This window comes from Sphingopyxis sp. Q841, assembly GCF_052384365.1.
GTDB lineage: Bacteria > Pseudomonadota > Alphaproteobacteria > Sphingomonadales > Sphingomonadaceae > Sphingopyxis > Sphingopyxis terrae_A.
On record NZ_JBQSUM010000001.1, the window covers coordinates 1,823,763 to 1,838,104 of the forward strand.

General features: G+C 67.3%; 17 protein-coding genes. 10 read left to right on the forward strand and 7 right to left on the reverse strand.

Annotation, left to right across the window (positions count from 1 at the left end; genetic code table 11):
• Positions 1–56: 56 nt before the first annotated feature.
• From ACT17R_RS09060 to ACT17R_RS09075, 4 genes are read left to right on the forward strand one after another with little or no spacing between them, the layout of a single operon-like run.
• Complete coding sequence (locus ACT17R_RS09060; RefSeq protein WP_003046841.1) at positions 57–677, forward strand: ankyrin repeat domain-containing protein; 621 nt, start codon at positions 57–59, stop codon at positions 675–677.
• A 56-nt stretch (positions 678–733) separates the two neighbouring features.
• Positions 734–2,008, forward strand: a complete 1,275-nt coding sequence (gene ribB / locus ACT17R_RS09065) for a 3,4-dihydroxy-2-butanone-4-phosphate synthase (RefSeq protein WP_062901273.1) — start codon at positions 734–736, stop codon at positions 2,006–2,008.
• Positions 2,008–2,433, forward strand: coding sequence for a 6,7-dimethyl-8-ribityllumazine synthase (gene ribH / locus ACT17R_RS09070; protein ID WP_062901272.1), 426 nt, complete (start codon positions 2,008–2,010; stop codon positions 2,431–2,433). Before ribB ends, ribH begins: the two co-directional genes overlap by 1 nt.
• The gene (locus ACT17R_RS09075) at positions 2,426–3,088 is read left to right on the forward strand and encodes a hypothetical protein (RefSeq protein ID WP_263588115.1); all 663 of its coding nucleotides are present in this window, start codon (positions 2,426–2,428) and stop codon (positions 3,086–3,088) included. Before ribH ends, ACT17R_RS09075 begins: the two co-directional genes overlap by 8 nt.
• A gap of 128 nt (positions 3,089–3,216) precedes the next feature.
• Here the strand turns inward: ACT17R_RS09075 and ACT17R_RS09080 are convergent, their stop codons facing one another.
• Positions 3,217–4,302, reverse strand: a complete 1,086-nt coding sequence (locus ACT17R_RS09080; protein ID WP_444809311.1) for an alkene reductase — start codon at positions 4,300–4,302, stop codon at positions 3,217–3,219.
• A 111-nt stretch (positions 4,303–4,413) separates the two neighbouring features.
• On the opposite strand from ACT17R_RS09080, the gene ACT17R_RS09085 reads away from it, so the two are divergent.
• From ACT17R_RS09085 to ACT17R_RS09110, 6 genes are all read left to right on the forward strand, one after another.
• Positions 4,414–5,346 (forward strand): DMT family transporter, encoded by a 933-nt coding sequence (locus ACT17R_RS09085; protein ID WP_062901269.1) that lies wholly within the window; start codon positions 4,414–4,416, stop codon positions 5,344–5,346.
• Entirely contained in the window at positions 5,346–6,032 is a 687-nt protein-coding gene (locus tag ACT17R_RS09090) for a COQ9 family protein (RefSeq protein ID WP_202988420.1), read from the forward strand. The genes ACT17R_RS09085 and ACT17R_RS09090 overlap by 1 nt, the downstream gene beginning before the upstream one ends.
• 63 nt (positions 6,033–6,095) lie before the next feature.
• The gene (locus ACT17R_RS09095; RefSeq protein ID WP_003046824.1) at positions 6,096–6,347 is read left to right on the forward strand and encodes a FeoA family protein; all 252 of its coding nucleotides are present in this window, start codon (positions 6,096–6,098) and stop codon (positions 6,345–6,347) included.
• Positions 6,344–8,215 carry a ferrous iron transporter B gene (feoB, locus tag ACT17R_RS09100; protein ID WP_062901268.1) on the forward strand — a complete coding sequence of 624 codons (1,872 nt, stop codon included), beginning with the start codon at positions 6,344–6,346 and terminating at the stop codon, positions 8,213–8,215. Before ACT17R_RS09095 ends, feoB begins: the two co-directional genes overlap by 4 nt.
• A 31-nt stretch (positions 8,216–8,246) precedes the next feature.
• The gene (gene ssb / locus ACT17R_RS09105; protein WP_444809312.1) at positions 8,247–8,774 is read left to right on the forward strand and encodes a single-stranded DNA-binding protein; all 528 of its coding nucleotides are present in this window, start codon (positions 8,247–8,249) and stop codon (positions 8,772–8,774) included.
• A 13-nt stretch (positions 8,775–8,787) separates the two neighbouring features.
• Positions 8,788–9,258, forward strand: coding sequence for an MmcB family DNA repair protein (locus tag ACT17R_RS09110; protein WP_003046818.1), 471 nt, complete (start codon positions 8,788–8,790; stop codon positions 9,256–9,258).
• A 9-nt stretch (positions 9,259–9,267) separates the two neighbouring features.
• Here ACT17R_RS09110 and ACT17R_RS09115 read toward each other — a convergent pair whose 3' ends face one another.
• The 6 genes from ACT17R_RS09115 to ACT17R_RS09140 all read right to left on the reverse strand — a co-directional run bounded on the left by ACT17R_RS09115 (position 9,268) and on the right by ACT17R_RS09140 (position 14,278).
• On the reverse strand, positions 9,268–9,630 hold the full coding sequence (locus ACT17R_RS09115) for a hypothetical protein (RefSeq protein ID WP_062901266.1): 363 nt from the start codon (positions 9,628–9,630) through the stop codon (positions 9,268–9,270).
• Complete coding sequence (locus tag ACT17R_RS09120; protein ID WP_062901265.1) at positions 9,627–10,253, reverse strand: riboflavin synthase; 627 nt, start codon at positions 10,251–10,253, stop codon at positions 9,627–9,629. Before ACT17R_RS09120 ends, ACT17R_RS09115 begins: the two co-directional genes overlap by 4 nt.
• Positions 10,254–10,261: 8 nt before the next feature.
• Positions 10,262–11,212, reverse strand: a complete 951-nt coding sequence (gene ribD / locus ACT17R_RS09125; protein ID WP_062903051.1) for a bifunctional diaminohydroxyphosphoribosylaminopyrimidine deaminase/5-amino-6-(5-phosphoribosylamino)uracil reductase RibD — start codon at positions 11,210–11,212, stop codon at positions 10,262–10,264.
• Positions 11,213–11,238: 26 nt separating this feature from the next.
• Positions 11,239–11,703: a hypothetical protein gene (locus tag ACT17R_RS09130; RefSeq protein ID WP_234179347.1), complete on the reverse strand. Its 465-nt coding sequence runs from the start codon at positions 11,701–11,703 to the stop codon at positions 11,239–11,241.
• Positions 11,704–11,979: 276 nt separating this feature from the next.
• A complete protein-coding gene (locus tag ACT17R_RS09135; protein WP_062901263.1) occupies positions 11,980–12,441 on the reverse strand; it encodes an acyl-CoA thioesterase in 462 nt (153 codons plus the stop codon).
• Positions 12,442–12,451: 10 nt separating this feature from the next.
• On the reverse strand, positions 12,452–14,278 hold the full coding sequence (locus ACT17R_RS09140) for an aminopeptidase P family protein (RefSeq protein ID WP_444809313.1): 1,827 nt from the start codon (positions 14,276–14,278) through the stop codon (positions 12,452–12,454).
• Between the last annotated feature and the right edge of the window lie 64 nt (positions 14,279–14,342).

Below are 14,342 nucleotides of genomic sequence, written 5' to 3' on the forward strand. Positions count from 1 at the left end.
AAAATCAACCTTTCTCGTCGCGCCGTGCGACGATCATCGCCAGGGGTCGCCCAATCATGTTTCGACGCGCGGAGCTCCGCCTCGCCTCCTTCCTCCTGCTGATCGCCGCCGCGCTCGGCGCCGGCACCGCGGCGCATGCGCAATTCCGCGGCGGCTACGCCTTTCTGCAGGCCGTGGAGAACCGCGACGGGACGAAGGCGACCGAGGCGCTGAAGGACGATTCGACGCTGGTCAACACGCGCCATCCCGACACCGGCGAAACCGCGCTGATCATCGTCACCAAGCGCCGCGACACGACGTGGCTGCGCTTCCTGATCGGCAAGGGCGCCGACCCCGAAATCGGCGACCGCCAAGGGGTGACGCCGCTGATGCACGCGGCGCTGCTCAACTATCCCGACGGCGCCGAGGAACTGATCGAAGCCGACAAGTCGATCGTCGACATGACCAATCGCCGCGGCGAGACGGCGTTGATACTGGCGGTGCAGGCCAAGAATGCGGCGATGGTCCGGCTGCTGATGCGCCACGGCGCCAATCCCGACAAATCGGATCATATCGCGGGCATGTCGGCGCGCGATTATGCCAAGCGCGACGACCGGACCGGCCAGATGCTGCAATTGCTCGACGCCAAGCCCGATGCCCCGCTGCGCGATCTTGGACCGATCTTCGGACCCAAATAATAGCGCAATGTGATTTCTCTATTGGGAATCACATTATGATGTGATAATTGCGGGGCATGTCTACGCAACTTATTGATCGCATCCGCGCCATCGTCGACGACGGCAGCATGTCCCGCTCGGGGCTTGCGCGCGCGGCCGGCCTCCACGCCAACAGCCTGCGCGACATGGAATCGCCGGGCTGGAACCCCACCGCCGAAACGTTGCGCAAGCTCGAGAATTGGCTCGCGCACGGCAGCGACCTGTCGCCGATGGCGACGCCGGAGGAAATCATCGCCGAGGCGCGCAACGGCCGCATGTTCATCCTTGTCGACGACGAGGATCGCGAAAATGAGGGCGATCTGGTCATCCCGGCGCAGATGGCGACCCCCGATGCGGTCAATTTCATGGCGACGCACGGCCGCGGCCTGATCTGCCTGACGCTGACGCGGTCGCGGGTCGAAACGCTGGGCCTCGAGCTGATGAGTCGCAACAACGGCACTCGCCACGAAACCGCCTTCACCACCTCGATCGAAGCGCGCGAGGGCGTGACCACCGGCATTTCCGCCGCCGACCGTGCGCGCACCGTGTCGGTCGCGATCGACGCCGCCAAGGGGCGCGACGATATCGTCACGCCCGGGCATGTCTTTCCGCTGATCGCGCGCGACGGCGGCGTGCTGGTGCGCGCCGGCCATACCGAGGCGTCGGTCGACATCGCGCGCCTCGCCGGCCTCAATCCCTCGGGCGTGATCTGCGAGATCATGAACGACGACGGGACGATGGCCCGGCTCGACGACCTGATCCCGTTCGCGCGGCGCCACGGGCTGAAGATCGGCACGATCGCCGACCTGATCGCCTATCGCAGCCGCACCGACCGGCTGGTGGAATGTGTCGCCGACGAACCCTTCGAATCGGATTATGGCGGCGACTGGCGGCTCAAATCCTATCGCAACAAGGTCGACGGCAGCGTCAATCTGGTGCTGCAGAAGGGCGCGGTCGATCCCGATGGCGTGACGCTGGTGCGGATGCACGCCGTGTCGATCTTCGACGATATCATGGGCCGCCCGGGCCCCCGCAAGCGCCGCCTGCAACGCTCGATGGAGGCGATCGGCGCCGAAGGATCGGGGGTCATCGTCATGCTCATGCGCCCGCTCCCCGGCTCGGCCGCCGCCGACGCGGCCCCGCCGCCGACCGGCGGCATGGATCTGCGCACCTACGGCATCGGCGCGCAAATCCTCGTCGACCTCGGCGTTCATGCGATGGAGCTTCTGACGCCTTCGCATAATAATCTCGTCGGGCTGGAAGGCTATGGCCTGTCGGTCGTCGGCGAACGCGCAATCCCCGGAGAAGAATGATGGCCCATATCCTGATCGTCGAAGCGCGTTTCTATGCCCATCTCAACGACATGCTGATCGATGGCGTGCGCAGCGCGCTCGAGGCCGAGGGGCACAGCCACGAGGTCGTGACCGTTCCCGGCGCGCTCGAGGTTCCGGCGGCGATCGCACTTGCCGATCAGAGCGGCCGCTTTGACGGCTATGTCGCGCTTGGCGTCGTCATCCGCGGCGAAACCTATCATTTCGAAGTGGTGTCGAACGAAAGCGCGCGCGGCATCATGGCGCTGACGCTCGACGGCCTTGCCATCGGCAACGGCATCCTGACCGTCGAGGATGAGGAACAGGCGCTTGCGCGCGCCGACAAGACGCGCAAGGATAAGGGCGGCGAGGCGGCGAAGGCCGCACTCGCGATGCTCGCATTGAAGGATCAGTTCGGCGTTGCTTGATCGCACTCCTCCCGGCCGATATTCCGTCGTCGAACGCGGCGGCCGGCTGGTGGTGATCGACCGCGCGACCGGCGGAACCCCGCCGACCGCGGCACAGCGCATGGCCGAACACGATCGGCGCCGGGGCCTCGAACCCGCCCTGCCGGCACCGCGCGAAGAGATACCGGAACCTATCAAAGCCCCCGCTACGATTGCCGGCACAGCTCCCGCTGATCGGCTGCGTGAGGCGATCGCTGCGCGCGGCGCCCAGGCCAGGGCGCGCCAGCCCTGGGGCGACACGCCCGCCGCGCCGCCAGCGCGCGCCTCCGTGCCGGCGCGAATCCCGGCGCATGTCCCCGAAGCCGCTCCGATCCCGGCATCGCGGTCTCGTCCGGCGCCGCAACCAGATCGCGGTTCGCGCAAGACGGTGGTCACGTCGAAATGGTGGGATGCAAAGGGGCCGCGGACGATCGAACTCGGCGCGAGCGGGCAATCGACCCTGAGCGGCGGCTTCGTGACGATCTTCGCGATCGGGCTCGCGATCTTCGTCTTCCTGCTGCTCATCATGCCGGTAGCGGCCTTTGTCGCGGCCTTTCTGCTGTTCCAGTTCGGCGGCAAGATATTGGCGCCGATCGGTGCGGGAATCGTCGACAAGGCGGTCGCCGAGAGGGGATAACGCCCGTCGACTGAAGATAGCGTGCCCCGCGAAGGCGGGTGGCCCATCTTCAGCCGGCGCAATCTGAAACCGACCGGAAGTGTGTCCCCGCCTTCGCGGGGACACACGAAATTGTTGTCTGATCTGATCTAGGCGGCGACCAGCGCCGGATAGTCGATATAGCCCTCGGGCCCGGGCGAGTACCAGCTCTGCGGATTGTCGGTGGCCCAGGCCGCGCCGGTGCGGATGCGTTCGACCAGATCGGGATTGCCGATGAAGGGCCGCCCGAAACTGATCGCATCGGCGAGGCCGCTCGCCAGATCGGCTTCGGCCTTCGCCACGTCATAATCGCTGTTGAGCACCAGCGGCCCCTTGAAGACCTGACGGATCGCCGGCGACTGCTTGGGCACGTCGGTTTTGCCGAAGGTGCCGTCGGGGCCGGGTTCGCGCAGTTCGAGGAAAGCGATGCCCAGCGCGTCGAGCGCCTCGGCGGCGGCGGGGAACAGTATTTCGGGCGCGCTGTCGTCGACACCCTGCGTCTCGCCATTGGGCGACAGGCGCACCGCGACGCGATCCTTGCCCCACACCCCGATCAGCGCTTCGGTCACTTCGCGGAGCAGACGGATGCGGTTTTCGACCGGACCGCCATAATCATCGTCGCGCAAATTGGTGCCGTCGCGCAGGAACTGGTCGATCAGATAGCCGTTGGCGCCGTGCAGTTGCACACCGTCGAACCCGGCGCGCTTCGCATTTTCGGCAGCCGCGACATAATCGGCAATCACGCGCGGAATCTCGTCGAGGCGCAGCGGGCGCGCTTCTTCGAGCTCGAGCCGCCCGACCGGCGTGTGCGCGCGACCTTCGCCCTTCGTTGCCGAAGCCGACACCGGCTGCTTGCCGTCGTTGAACACCGAATGGACGAGCCGGCCCATGTGCCACAGCTGCGCGACGATGCGCCCGCCCGCGGCGTGGACCGCCTCGGTGACGGGTTTCCAGCCTTCGACCTGTGCGTCGGTCCACAGTCCCGGCGCCGAGGGCCAGCCGAGCCCTTCCTGCGAAATTCCCGTCGCTTCGGAGATGATCAGCCCGGCCGAGGCGCGCTGGCGATAATATTCGACCGCAAGTTCGTTGGGGACGAAACCGGGGCCGGCGCGGCCGCGCGTCAGCGGCGCCATGAGGATGCGGTTGGGCGCGTCGATCGCGCCAAGCTTGATCGGGTCGAGAAGCGATGCGGGCATAGATTCCACCTTTCACTTTACCGGCGACGGCCCGTGCTGTCGCCGCTATGGCCGCCGAAGCTATGGATGCGGCGGCCGCTGCACAATGGTGGGTAGCAAAAGAAAATCTAAATGAGCAACAAGCCAATCAGCCCGCCCACCATTTCGCCGGTCGATCCGGTGGCCAAACCGGTCGCCGCCACGGTGAACCGATGGGCCTTTGCCGCGCTTGTCGGTGGCAATCTGGCGCTGTCGCTGACCGCGATGGTGGTGCGCTTCGCCGATACCGGTCCCGTGGCCGCGGCCTTCTGGCGACTCGCGCTCGCGCTGCCGCTGCTCGCGCTGCTGATGCGGCGCGAAACGGGCGGTCGCCTGCCGCCGCGCGGCGCGCTGACGGTGGCGGCGGGGGCGGGGCTCTTCTTCGCGCTCGATCTTGCCGCCTGGCATCTCGGCATCCTTCAGACCAAGGTCGCCAATGCGACGCTGTTCGGCAACAGCGCCAGCCTGCTCCTCGTGCTGTGGGGGATTGCGGTCGCGCGCACCCTGCCGCGCGGGTGGCAGGCGGTGGCGGTGCTGCTAGCCTTCGCGGGGTCGGCGCTGCTGATGGGGCAGAGCTATGAAGCGTCGGCCGCCTATCTCGTTGGCGATCTGCTCAGCCTTTTCGCCGGGGCGCTCTATACGGGCTATGTTCTGATGATGCAGCGGGTGCGCGGCGACATCGGCCCCTGGTCGGCGCTCGCCATATCGTCGGCGGCGGGGATCCCGGTGCTGCTCGGCACGGCGCTGCTCTTCGGCGAAGCGATCCTGCCGCACGACTGGACCCCGCTGATCGTGCTGGCGCTGATGAGCCAGCTGGTCGGGCAGGGGCTGCTCATCTGGGCATTGCCGCGCTTCTCGCCGCTCGTCGTCGGCCTGACCCTGCTCGTCCAGCCGGTGGTCGCGGCGACCGCGGGGTGGCTGATCTTCGGCGAGACGCTCAGCGCGATGGAATTGTTCGGCGGCGCGATGGTTGCCGCGGCGCTGGTGCTGATTCGGTTGCCGAGCCGCCGCGCGGCGCCTATCTGATGGTCATGGCTCAGCATCCGTCCGCCGCAACTCTGCCCGCCGATCCGACGCTCGACGAGATTCGCGCCGCGCTGGCGCCGCTTGTCGCGGCTTCCGCTGCCTTCGACGGCTTCACCGCCGCCACGCTCGACGAAGCTGCCGACGCGCTCGGGGTCGACCGCGACGTCGCGCGGCTAGCCTTTCCGGGCGGTGCGCGCGACATGGTCGACGCCTGGTTTGCGACGATCGATGCCGCGATGGCGGAGCGCTGCCCGGCGGAAACGCTCGCGACGATGAAGATTCGCGAGCGCATCACTCGGCTCGTCGAAACCCGGATCGATCTGCTCGCGCCCAACCGCGAATCGCTGCGCCGCGCGCTGGCCTTGCTCGCGCTGCCGGGCAATGCCCCGCACGCGGCCAAGCTCGGCTGGCGCGCCGCCGACCTGATGTGGCGCCTCGCGGGCGACACCGCGACCGACTATAATCACTACAGCAAGCGCGCGATCCTGACCGGGGTCTATGGATCGACGATGGCGGTCTTCCTCAACGACGAGAGCGAAAATTTTGCTGAAACGCGTGCCTTCCTTGCGCGGCGGATCGACAATGTGATGCGCTTCGAAGCGTGGAAGCACCGCCGCGCTGCGCACCGCATCGAACGGCCCAGCCTCGCGCGCTTCGTGGGGCGGCTGCGCTACCCGGGACGCTGAGGCGGCGGCGCCGGCAAATTTTGGGGCTGGCGCTTCGCTGCTGTTATTGATAATCGCTCGCAAATGATCGCGAAGCTCGATTCCTCCCCGCTTGGCATCGCGGTGCGCATCGCGCGCATCGACTGGACGTCGATGTCGCACGACGAAGGGCGCCGGCTGCGCGAGTTCGGCTTGCTGGAGGGGAGCGAAGTCACCCCGCTGCATCGCGGCAGCCTGTTCTCGCGCGATCCGCTCGCGCTGACGATCGGGCGGATGAAAGTCATCATCCGCAGCAAGCAGGCCGCCGCCATAGAGGTCGAACCGGCGACGACATGACCGGCCCCGCACCCACGATCGCACTGGTCGGCAATCCGAACGCCGGCAAATCGAGCCTGTTCAACGCGCTGACCGGCGCGCGGCAGAAGATCGCCAATTATCCGGGCGTCACGGTCGAACGCAAATCGGGCCATGCGAGCTTTGCCGACGGCCGGCCGCTCGCGCTGGTCGATCTGCCGGGCAGCTACAGCCTGTCGCCCGCCAGCCCCGACGAGGCGGTGACGCGCGACGTTGTGCTCGGCCGCCAGACGGGCGAGAAGCGCCCCGACGCACTGATCGTCGTCGTCGACGCGGCGAACCTCGACAATCATCTCTGCTTCGCGCTCGAACTGATCGCGCTCGGCCTGCCGACCGTCATCGCGCTCAACATGCTCGACTTGGCGGAGCGCGACGGGCTGACGCTCGATCCCGACCGGCTTGCCGCCGAACTCGGCGTGCCAGTGGTGCCCACCGTTGCGGTGCGCAAGCGCGGCCTGACCGAATTGCTTGCGGCGGTCGATGGCGCGCTCCTCTCGCACGGCCTGTCGGCGACCGACCAGCCGGCGCCGCCGCCCGGCGACACCGCGCTGCACCAGCGCGCTCGCGCCATCGCGCGCGCCGCGACGCTCGCCGAAACGCCGGTGCGCCGCTGGACGCAGCGCGTCGATGCGGTAGCGCTACATCCGGTCTTCGGGCTGCTGATCCTGCTCGCGCTGATGTTCGTGATGTTCCAAGCGGTCTACGCCTGGTCCGAAGCACCGATCGCCTGGATCGAGGACGGCATCGCCGCGTTGCAGGCGCTGGCGAGCGATCACATGGCCGCGGGCTTCCTGCGCGGGCTGGTGGTCGAAGGACTGCTCGCCGGCGTCGGCGCGGTCGTCGTTTTCCTGCCGCAGATCCTGATTCTCTTCCTCTTCATCCTGCTGCTCGAAGCCTCGGGCTATATGACCCGCGCCGCCTTCCTGATGGACGGGATCATGGCAAAGGTCGGTTTGTCGGGACGCGGGTTCATCCCGCTGCTCTCCAGCTTCGCCTGCGCGGTTCCCGGTATCATGGCGACGCGCGCGATTCCCGATGCGAAAGACCGGCTGACGACGATCCTGATCGCCCCGCTGATGACCTGTTCGGCGCGGCTTCCCGTCTACACGCTGATCATCGGCGCCTTCATCCCGAACCGCAGCGTCGGCGGATCGCCCGTTGGCCTGCAGGGACTCGTGCTGTTCGGCCTCTATGTGTCGGGCATCGTCGGCGCGCTGGTCGTCGCCTTCGTGCTGCGGCGGTCGGTGACCAAGGGCAATGCGGCGGGCTTCATGATGGAAATGCCGCGCTATCAATGGCCGCGGCTGCGCGATGTCGGCATCGCGCTATGGCAGCGGGCGTGGATCTTCCTGCGCCGCGCGGGCACGATCATCGCCGCGACCACCGCGGTGCTGTGGCTGCTGCTCAGCTATCCGCAGGCGCCGGCGGGCGGCGACGTCCGCCAGGTCGATTACAGTATCGCCGGCCGCATCGCGAGCGGACTGGAAGTCGTGGTCAAACCCATCGGCTTCAATCACGACATCGCACTCGCGCTGATCCCTGCGATGGCGGCGCGCGAGGTGGCCGTCTCGGCGCTCGCAACCGCCAATGCGATCGACGCGGGCGATGACGAGGATGCCGTTGCGCAATCGCTCAGCGAGCGGCTTCAGGGACGCTGGAGCATCGCGACCGCGCTCGCCTTTCTCGCCTGGTTCGTCTTTGCCCCGCAATGTATCTCGACGATCGCGATCACCCGGCGCGAGACCAATGGGTGGAAATGGCCGCTGTTCATGGTTGGCTATTTGTTCGCGCTCGCCTATGCCGCGGCAGGTATCACCTACTGGACAGCCGTCGCCTTTGGACTAGGCTGATCCTTCCAACATTCAAGCGGAGCGGAGCGGCATGGCTGGCAGCGTCAACAAAGTTATTCTGATCGGCAATCTGGGCGCCGATCCCGAAATCAAGTCGTTCCAGAACGGCGGCAAGATTGCCAATATCCGCATCGCGACCTCCGAACAGTGGAAGGACCGCATGACCGGCGAGCGCAAGGAGCGCACCGAATGGCACAATGTCGTCATCAACGGCGACGGCCTCGTCGGCGTCGTCGAGCGCTACCTTAAAAAGGGCTCGAAGGTTTATATCGAAGGATCCTTGCGCACTCGCAAGTGGCAGGACCGTGACGGCAATGATCGCTACACGACCGAAGTCGTCGTCGCTGGCATGGGCGGCACCTTGACCATGCTCGACGGTGCGCCTGGCGGCGGCGGCGGCGGCTCGCGCGGCGGCGATAGCTGGTCGCAGGGCGGCGGATCGAGCGGCGGCTGGGATCAGGGTGGCGCCGCGTCCGGCGGCAGTTCGGGCGGCGGCTGGAACCAGGGCGGCGGACGTCCGCCGTTCGACGACGATCTGGACGACGACGTCCCCTTCTGAGGGTTTCTGAGCGATGGCGAGTGACCTGCTGACCGCCGCGGACGTCGCGCGCGGCGTGTGCCGGCTGTTCGCGCAGCAGGGGCTCGTCGCGATCCCCGAGGTGACGCTCCCCAACGGCCGCCGTACTGACCTCACCGCGATCGACGCGAAGGGCCATATCACGATCGTCGAGATAAAGGTTAGCCGCGCCGATCTGCACGGCGACGGCAAATGGCCCGACTATTGCGACTGGTGCGACCGCTTCTATTGGGCGCTCGCGTCTGGCCTCGACCCCGCGATCCTCGAGACCGAGGGCTACCGCCCCGAAACCTCGGGCCTGATCGTCGCCGACCGCTATGGCGCCGCCGTGGTGCGCGAGGCCGCGAGCTGCAATCTCGCGCCCGCGCGGCGCAAGGCCGAACTGCTGCGGATCGGCCGGCTCGCGATGCGCCGTTCGATGATTGCCGCCGATCCCGAAATCGCGGCCGGCTGGGCCGAGCGCTGACGGCCTGTTTCAGGGGCGGTCGAGCGGCTCGGTGCGCTCATACTGGATGCACCAGGCAAGCCCGGCGGCGGTAAAGCCGACCCAAAGCAGCGCACCGATCCACATGATGCCGTGCCAATAGGCAGGCAGCGCGATGAACAGCAGCGCCGCCGCCGCCGATGCGACCACAACCCGCGCATAGCTTTTGGCCGGCCGCTGCAGACGCGTTTCGACATGCTGGACCGCCGCGGCGAGCAGCACGAGCGCAAGCGCCATCGCGGGCAGGAACAGGCCGATTGCGTGATGGACGAACTGGATCGCGAACAGCAGGATGGCGCAGGCCCAGATCGCGATGCGCAGCCGGACGATCGCCTGGCGGCGCGGGTCGCTCATCCGCGCGCCTGCATCCGAGCGAGATAGCGCGCGAGGACGTCGATCTCGAGATTGACCGGACGTCCGACCGCCACTTCGTTCAACGTCGTCATCTCCTGCGTGTGCGGGATGATGTTCAGCGTGAAATGCGCGGTACCCTCCGGCTGGTCGGCCACATCGTTCACGGTCAGCGATATGCCGTCGAGCGTGATCGACCCCTTGGGTGCAATATGCGGCGCGAGCGATGCCGGCGCCTCGACGGTCAATTTGACGCTGTCGCCGACGGGATCGACCCCGACGATCCGGCCGACTGCATCGACGTGCCCCGTCACGATATGTCCGCCCAGTTCATCGCCGACGCGCAGCGCGCGCTCCAGGTTCAGACGGCGCCCTGCATCCCACATGCCCGGTGCGGTGCGCGCCAGCGTTTCGCCGCTCGCGTCGATCGCGAACCAGCCGCCGGGACCGTTGCTGCCGTCATCGACGCCCTTGTCGACGACGGTCAGGCACGCGCCCGAACAGGCGATGGAGGCGCCGAGGTCGATCGTGTCGACGTCATAGCCGGTGCCAATGACGAGGCGCGTGTCGCCGCGATCCTCGCGGCTGCGGATGGTGCCGATGTCGGTGATGATGCCGGTAAACATGGGGGCGGTCATTCCTTCCTGATGCGCTCGTAGACGTCGATCCGGTCGCTGCCAAGCATCCGACTGTCGGCCGGTCGCCAACGTCCGTGCGCGCCCGCCAGATCGCCGAGGCCGATGTCACCAAGCGCGCGGCGGCCGGCACCGATCAGGATCGGCGCGCGATAGAGAAGCAGCCGGTCGACGCGGTCGGCGGCAAGAAAGGCAGCCGCCGCCCCGGCGCCGCCCTCGACGAGCAGCGAATCGATCGGCAGCGCATCCACAGCGTCCGGCGCAGCGAGCGCGGTCCAGCCGTCGGGGGCATCGCCGTGCGTCAGGAGCAGGCGCTGCGGGCTCCGCGGCGCAAGTCCGGGCAGGCGGACGTCGAGTGTCGGCGCGTCGGCCTCGAAGGTACCGCGCCCGACCAGGATCGCGCCATGCCGCGCGCGTTCGAGATGCGCGTGCGCGCGTGCAGGGGCGCCGGTGATCCAGCGGCTCGAACCGTCGGCCATCGCGATGCAGCCGTCGAGCGAAGTCGCGAGCTTCAGCGTGACGAACGGCCGGCCGCGCGTCGCGCGCGACCACCAGGGGGCCATCGCCGCCTGCGCTTCGCCGCAAAGCAGGCCGCTCTCGACCGCGATTCCTGCCGCGCGCAGCCGGGCGATGCCCTGTCCGTCGGTGCGCGGATCGGGATCCTGCGCGGCGACGACGACGCGTGGGATGCCAGCGGCGATCAGCAAGTCGGCGCAGCACGGGCCGCGGGTGCTCGCATGGGCGCAGGGTTCCAGACTGACATAGGCGGTTGCGCCGTGCGCGGCGTCGCCCGCCGCCGCCAGTGCCATCGCTTCGGCATGCGGCCGGCCGCCCGCCTGCGTCCAGCCGCGCGAGACGACGCGGCCGTTCTTGACAATCAGGCAGCCGACATTGGGGTTGGGTGCGGCATCGGGGCGCCCGCGCTGCGACAGCGCGATCGCCGCGGCCATCCACTCGGCATCGGCGCGCACCGGGGTCAGGGCTGGGTCGCGGGCGCCGCCGCGCCACGCGCTGCCCGCTCTGCGAGCGTCGAGCGCTTTGGCGGCTCGGGTTTCTTTTCGATGGCGTCGGCTTCCTTGCCCAGCGTCTCGCGCGTCACCTTCTCGGCTTCGCTGGCGTCATACTCGACCCCCATCATGTCCGCGAGCCGCTGGAATTCGGCGCGGCGCTTGGCGTTGGCGCGCGTCGTTTCCTTGGCGCGTGCCACCCAGTCGGCGCGTATCTCCGCTTCGCTGCGGTCGGCCTTCCAGTTTTCGAAATAGATGATCTGCGGCTTGGGCCTTTCGTAGGGCACAAGATATTTGGAAAAGCCGTAGAAGATCAGCAGCGGCAGCACGATCGCGAGGCCCCACACCGTCCAGCGGTGCGGGCGCGGTTCGCGGATGTAGGCCCAGAAATCCGACAGGCCGCCGCCGACATCCCAATTTTTGAGCATAGACATGGCGCCAATCTAGGCGATGTCGCGCCGATTTGCGAGGGGGTGTGCGCGCGGAGAGGATTGCATGCTTTGCATGCTATCGATGCCAACGATTGCAAATTTTGCAATGCCGGATGCTTATTTCGCAGTTGCACAATCAATTGTGCAGTGCAATATCACACTTGCCTTTTAGGCATCCTCTCCCAAAAACTTTCAAGGGTCGCCCTCGGGCGGCCCTTTTTTTTCGACCTTTTTGGTGGAGAAACGCGAATCGGCGACGTTCGGCGCGAACCGCCTACCTCAATCCTGAATGGGCAAGCGGGTTTCGAATCGCCGGACTTCGGCGATAAAGCTCCCCGGAAGCGCCGTCGGCTTGCCCGTATCGAGGTCGAGATGGGCGTAGCTGATCTCGATATCGGTCAGCCGTTCGGCGGCGCGAAATATTGCACAGTGCAGCGTGAAGCTCGTCCGCCCGAAGTGGCTGACGCGCGCCGCGATGGTGATCAACTCATCGAGCCGGGCCGGCGCGTGATAGTCGATTTCGCTATGTACTTCGCGGATATCTGTACCATATTGGTGAAAATAGGGGCCCGGCTGCCCTTCGCCCAGCGCGCGAAAATATTCGGTCACGCCGATGTCGGCGTAGATCAGATAATTGCCGCTGAAGACGATATTCTGGCCGTCGATCTCGTTGAAGCGGACGCGCACATCCTGCTGGACGCGAAAATCGGCGCGCGGGACTGCCCAGTTGGCCCGGTCCATGCCGCGCCCCTCAGGCCGCGAGCGCGGCGACGCCGCGATCGATCGGCGCGCAGGCGGCGGCCAGCCATTCGCGGTCGGCGGCGACCATCCCCGGCGACAGCTTCTCGACCACCTCGGCATGATAGGCGTCGAGCCAGTCCGCCTCGGCGGGCGACAGCATCGCCCCGACGATCAGATTGCGCGCGATCGGGGCGAAGGTGATGGTTTCAAAGCCCAGCATATCCTCCTCGGCCCCCTCGATCCGGACGGGTTCGACCACCACTAGATTCTCGATGCGGATGCCGAAATGGCCCGCCTTGTAATAGCCGGGCTCGTTCGACAGGATCATGCCCGCGTGGAGCGGCTCCTCGGTTCCTGCCTGCCCGCCGGCGGGCTTGGCAATTCGCTGCGGCCCTTCGTGGACCGCCAGATAGGCACCGACGCCGTGGCCGGTGCCATGCGCATAATCGACCCCGTCGGCCCACAGATACTGGCGCGCGAGGATGTCGAGCTGGCTTCCGCGCGTCCCCTTGGGAAAGCGCGCGGTTGCGAGCGCGATATGCCCCTTCAGCACCTGGGTGAAGCGGCGGCGCATTTCGGCACTGGGTTCGCCGATCGCGATGGTGCGCGTGATGTCGGTCGTGCCATCGGCATATTGCCCGCCCGAATCGACGAGATAGAGCGTGCCCGTCTCGATCGCGCGATTGGTCTTTTCATCGACCTTGTAATGCGGCAGCGCGCCATTGGGACCGGCGGCCGAGATGGTATCGAAGGACAGATCCTTCAAAACGCCGCTTTCGTCGCGAAAGGCGCGCAATTTCGCCGCCGCGCCGAGTTCGTCGAGCCCGCCCTTCGGCGCGACCTCTTCCATCCATTTGAGGAAGCGCGCGACCGCGACGCCGTCGCGGACGTGCGCGGCGCGCGTGCCGGCAAGCTCGGCGCTGTTCTTGATCGCCTTGGGCAGCACCGCCGGGTCGCGGTGGCGCGCGATCTTTGCGCCCGCGCCTTCAAGCGCGGTGAAGATTGCAGCGACCGCGCGGTCGGGATCGACCGCGACACGCTTGCCCGCCAGTGCGGCGAGCGCAGGATCGAAGGCGGCGCGGTCGTGGATGCGCACGCTGTTGCCGAGATGCGCGCGCACCGCGTCGGTAATCTTTTCGGGCGCAACGAACAGGTCGGCGGTGGCGTCATCGTGGAGCAGCGCAAAGGCAAGCCCGACGGGCGTGTGGCTGACGTCTTCGCCGCGGATGTTGAAGGTCCAGGCGATCGAATCGAGCGCGGTCATCACGGTGGTGTCGAGCCCCTGCCCCTTCAGCCAGTCGGCGATCACGCCGCGCTTGTCGGCCGCCGACTGCCCCGCCTGCTCGGTATCATAGACGGCGATCGGCGCGGCGCTCGGCGCCGGCTGGTCATCCCACACTGCGTCGATGGGGTTGCTGTCGACTGCAATCAGGCTGGCGCCCTTTGCGGTCAGCGCCGCCGCAAGGCCACGCGCCCAGTCGATGCCGTGCAACCAGGGGTCATAGCCGATCTTCTGCCCGGCGCTGACATTGGCGCCCAGCCATTCGGCGACGCTCGACTGCGGCACCCCGACATAGTCATAAAGCGATCCGTCGACCTGGTCGCGCACCTGCACCGTATAGCGGCCGTCCACGAACACCGCCGCCTTCGCCGGCAACACTGCGGCGGTTCCGGCCGATCCGCCGAAGCCGGTTAGCCACGCCATGCGCTGTGCATAGGCGCCGACATATTCGCTCAAATGCTCATCGCTGATTGGCACGACAAAGCCGTCGAGGCCCCGGCGCGCGAGTTCGGCGCGCAGACGGGCGAGGCGGTCTGCATGGTCGGGGGTGGACATGCGCTGTTCCTTGTTTCTACATCGCAGCCAATTCCTGCCCGACCGGGGCGACGCTGCGGGGGTT

Bases quoted from the DNA above. Each gene is read 5' to 3' on its own strand.
- ACT17R_RS09060 (WP_003046841.1), top strand. From the start codon at position 57: ATGTTTCGACGCGCGGAGCTCCGCCTCGCCTCCTTCCTCCTGCTGATC.
- ribB (WP_062901273.1), top strand. From the start codon at position 734: ATGTCTACGCAACTTATTGATCGCATCCGCGCCATCGTCGACGACGGC.
- ribH (WP_062901272.1), top strand. From the start codon at position 2,008: ATGGCCCATATCCTGATCGTCGAAGCGCGTTTCTATGCCCATCTCAAC.
- ACT17R_RS09080 (WP_444809311.1), bottom strand. From the start codon at position 4,302: ATGCCCGCATCGCTTCTCGACCCGATCAAGCTTGGCGCGATCGACGCG.
- ACT17R_RS09085 (WP_062901269.1), top strand. From the start codon at position 4,414: ATGAGCAACAAGCCAATCAGCCCGCCCACCATTTCGCCGGTCGATCCG.
- ACT17R_RS09090 (WP_202988420.1), top strand. From the start codon at position 5,346: ATGGTCATGGCTCAGCATCCGTCCGCCGCAACTCTGCCCGCCGATCCG.
- ACT17R_RS09095 (WP_003046824.1), top strand. From the start codon at position 6,096: ATGATCGCGAAGCTCGATTCCTCCCCGCTTGGCATCGCGGTGCGCATC.
- feoB (WP_062901268.1), top strand. From the start codon at position 6,344: ATGACCGGCCCCGCACCCACGATCGCACTGGTCGGCAATCCGAACGCC.
- ssb (WP_444809312.1), top strand. From the start codon at position 8,247: ATGGCTGGCAGCGTCAACAAAGTTATTCTGATCGGCAATCTGGGCGCC.
- ACT17R_RS09110 (WP_003046818.1), top strand. From the start codon at position 8,788: ATGGCGAGTGACCTGCTGACCGCCGCGGACGTCGCGCGCGGCGTGTGC.
- ACT17R_RS09115 (WP_062901266.1), bottom strand. From the start codon at position 9,630: ATGAGCGACCCGCGCCGCCAGGCGATCGTCCGGCTGCGCATCGCGATC.
- ACT17R_RS09120 (WP_062901265.1), bottom strand. From the start codon at position 10,253: ATGTTTACCGGCATCATCACCGACATCGGCACCATCCGCAGCCGCGAG.
- ribD (WP_062903051.1), bottom strand. From the start codon at position 11,212: ATGGCCGCGGCGATCGCGCTGTCGCAGCGCGGGCGCCCCGATGCCGCA.
- ACT17R_RS09130 (WP_234179347.1), bottom strand. From the start codon at position 11,703: ATGTCTATGCTCAAAAATTGGGATGTCGGCGGCGGCCTGTCGGATTTC.
- ACT17R_RS09135 (WP_062901263.1), bottom strand. From the start codon at position 12,441: ATGGACCGGGCCAACTGGGCAGTCCCGCGCGCCGATTTTCGCGTCCAG.
- ACT17R_RS09140 (WP_444809313.1), bottom strand. From the start codon at position 14,278: ATGTCCACCCCCGACCATGCAGACCGCCTCGCCCGTCTGCGCGCCGAA.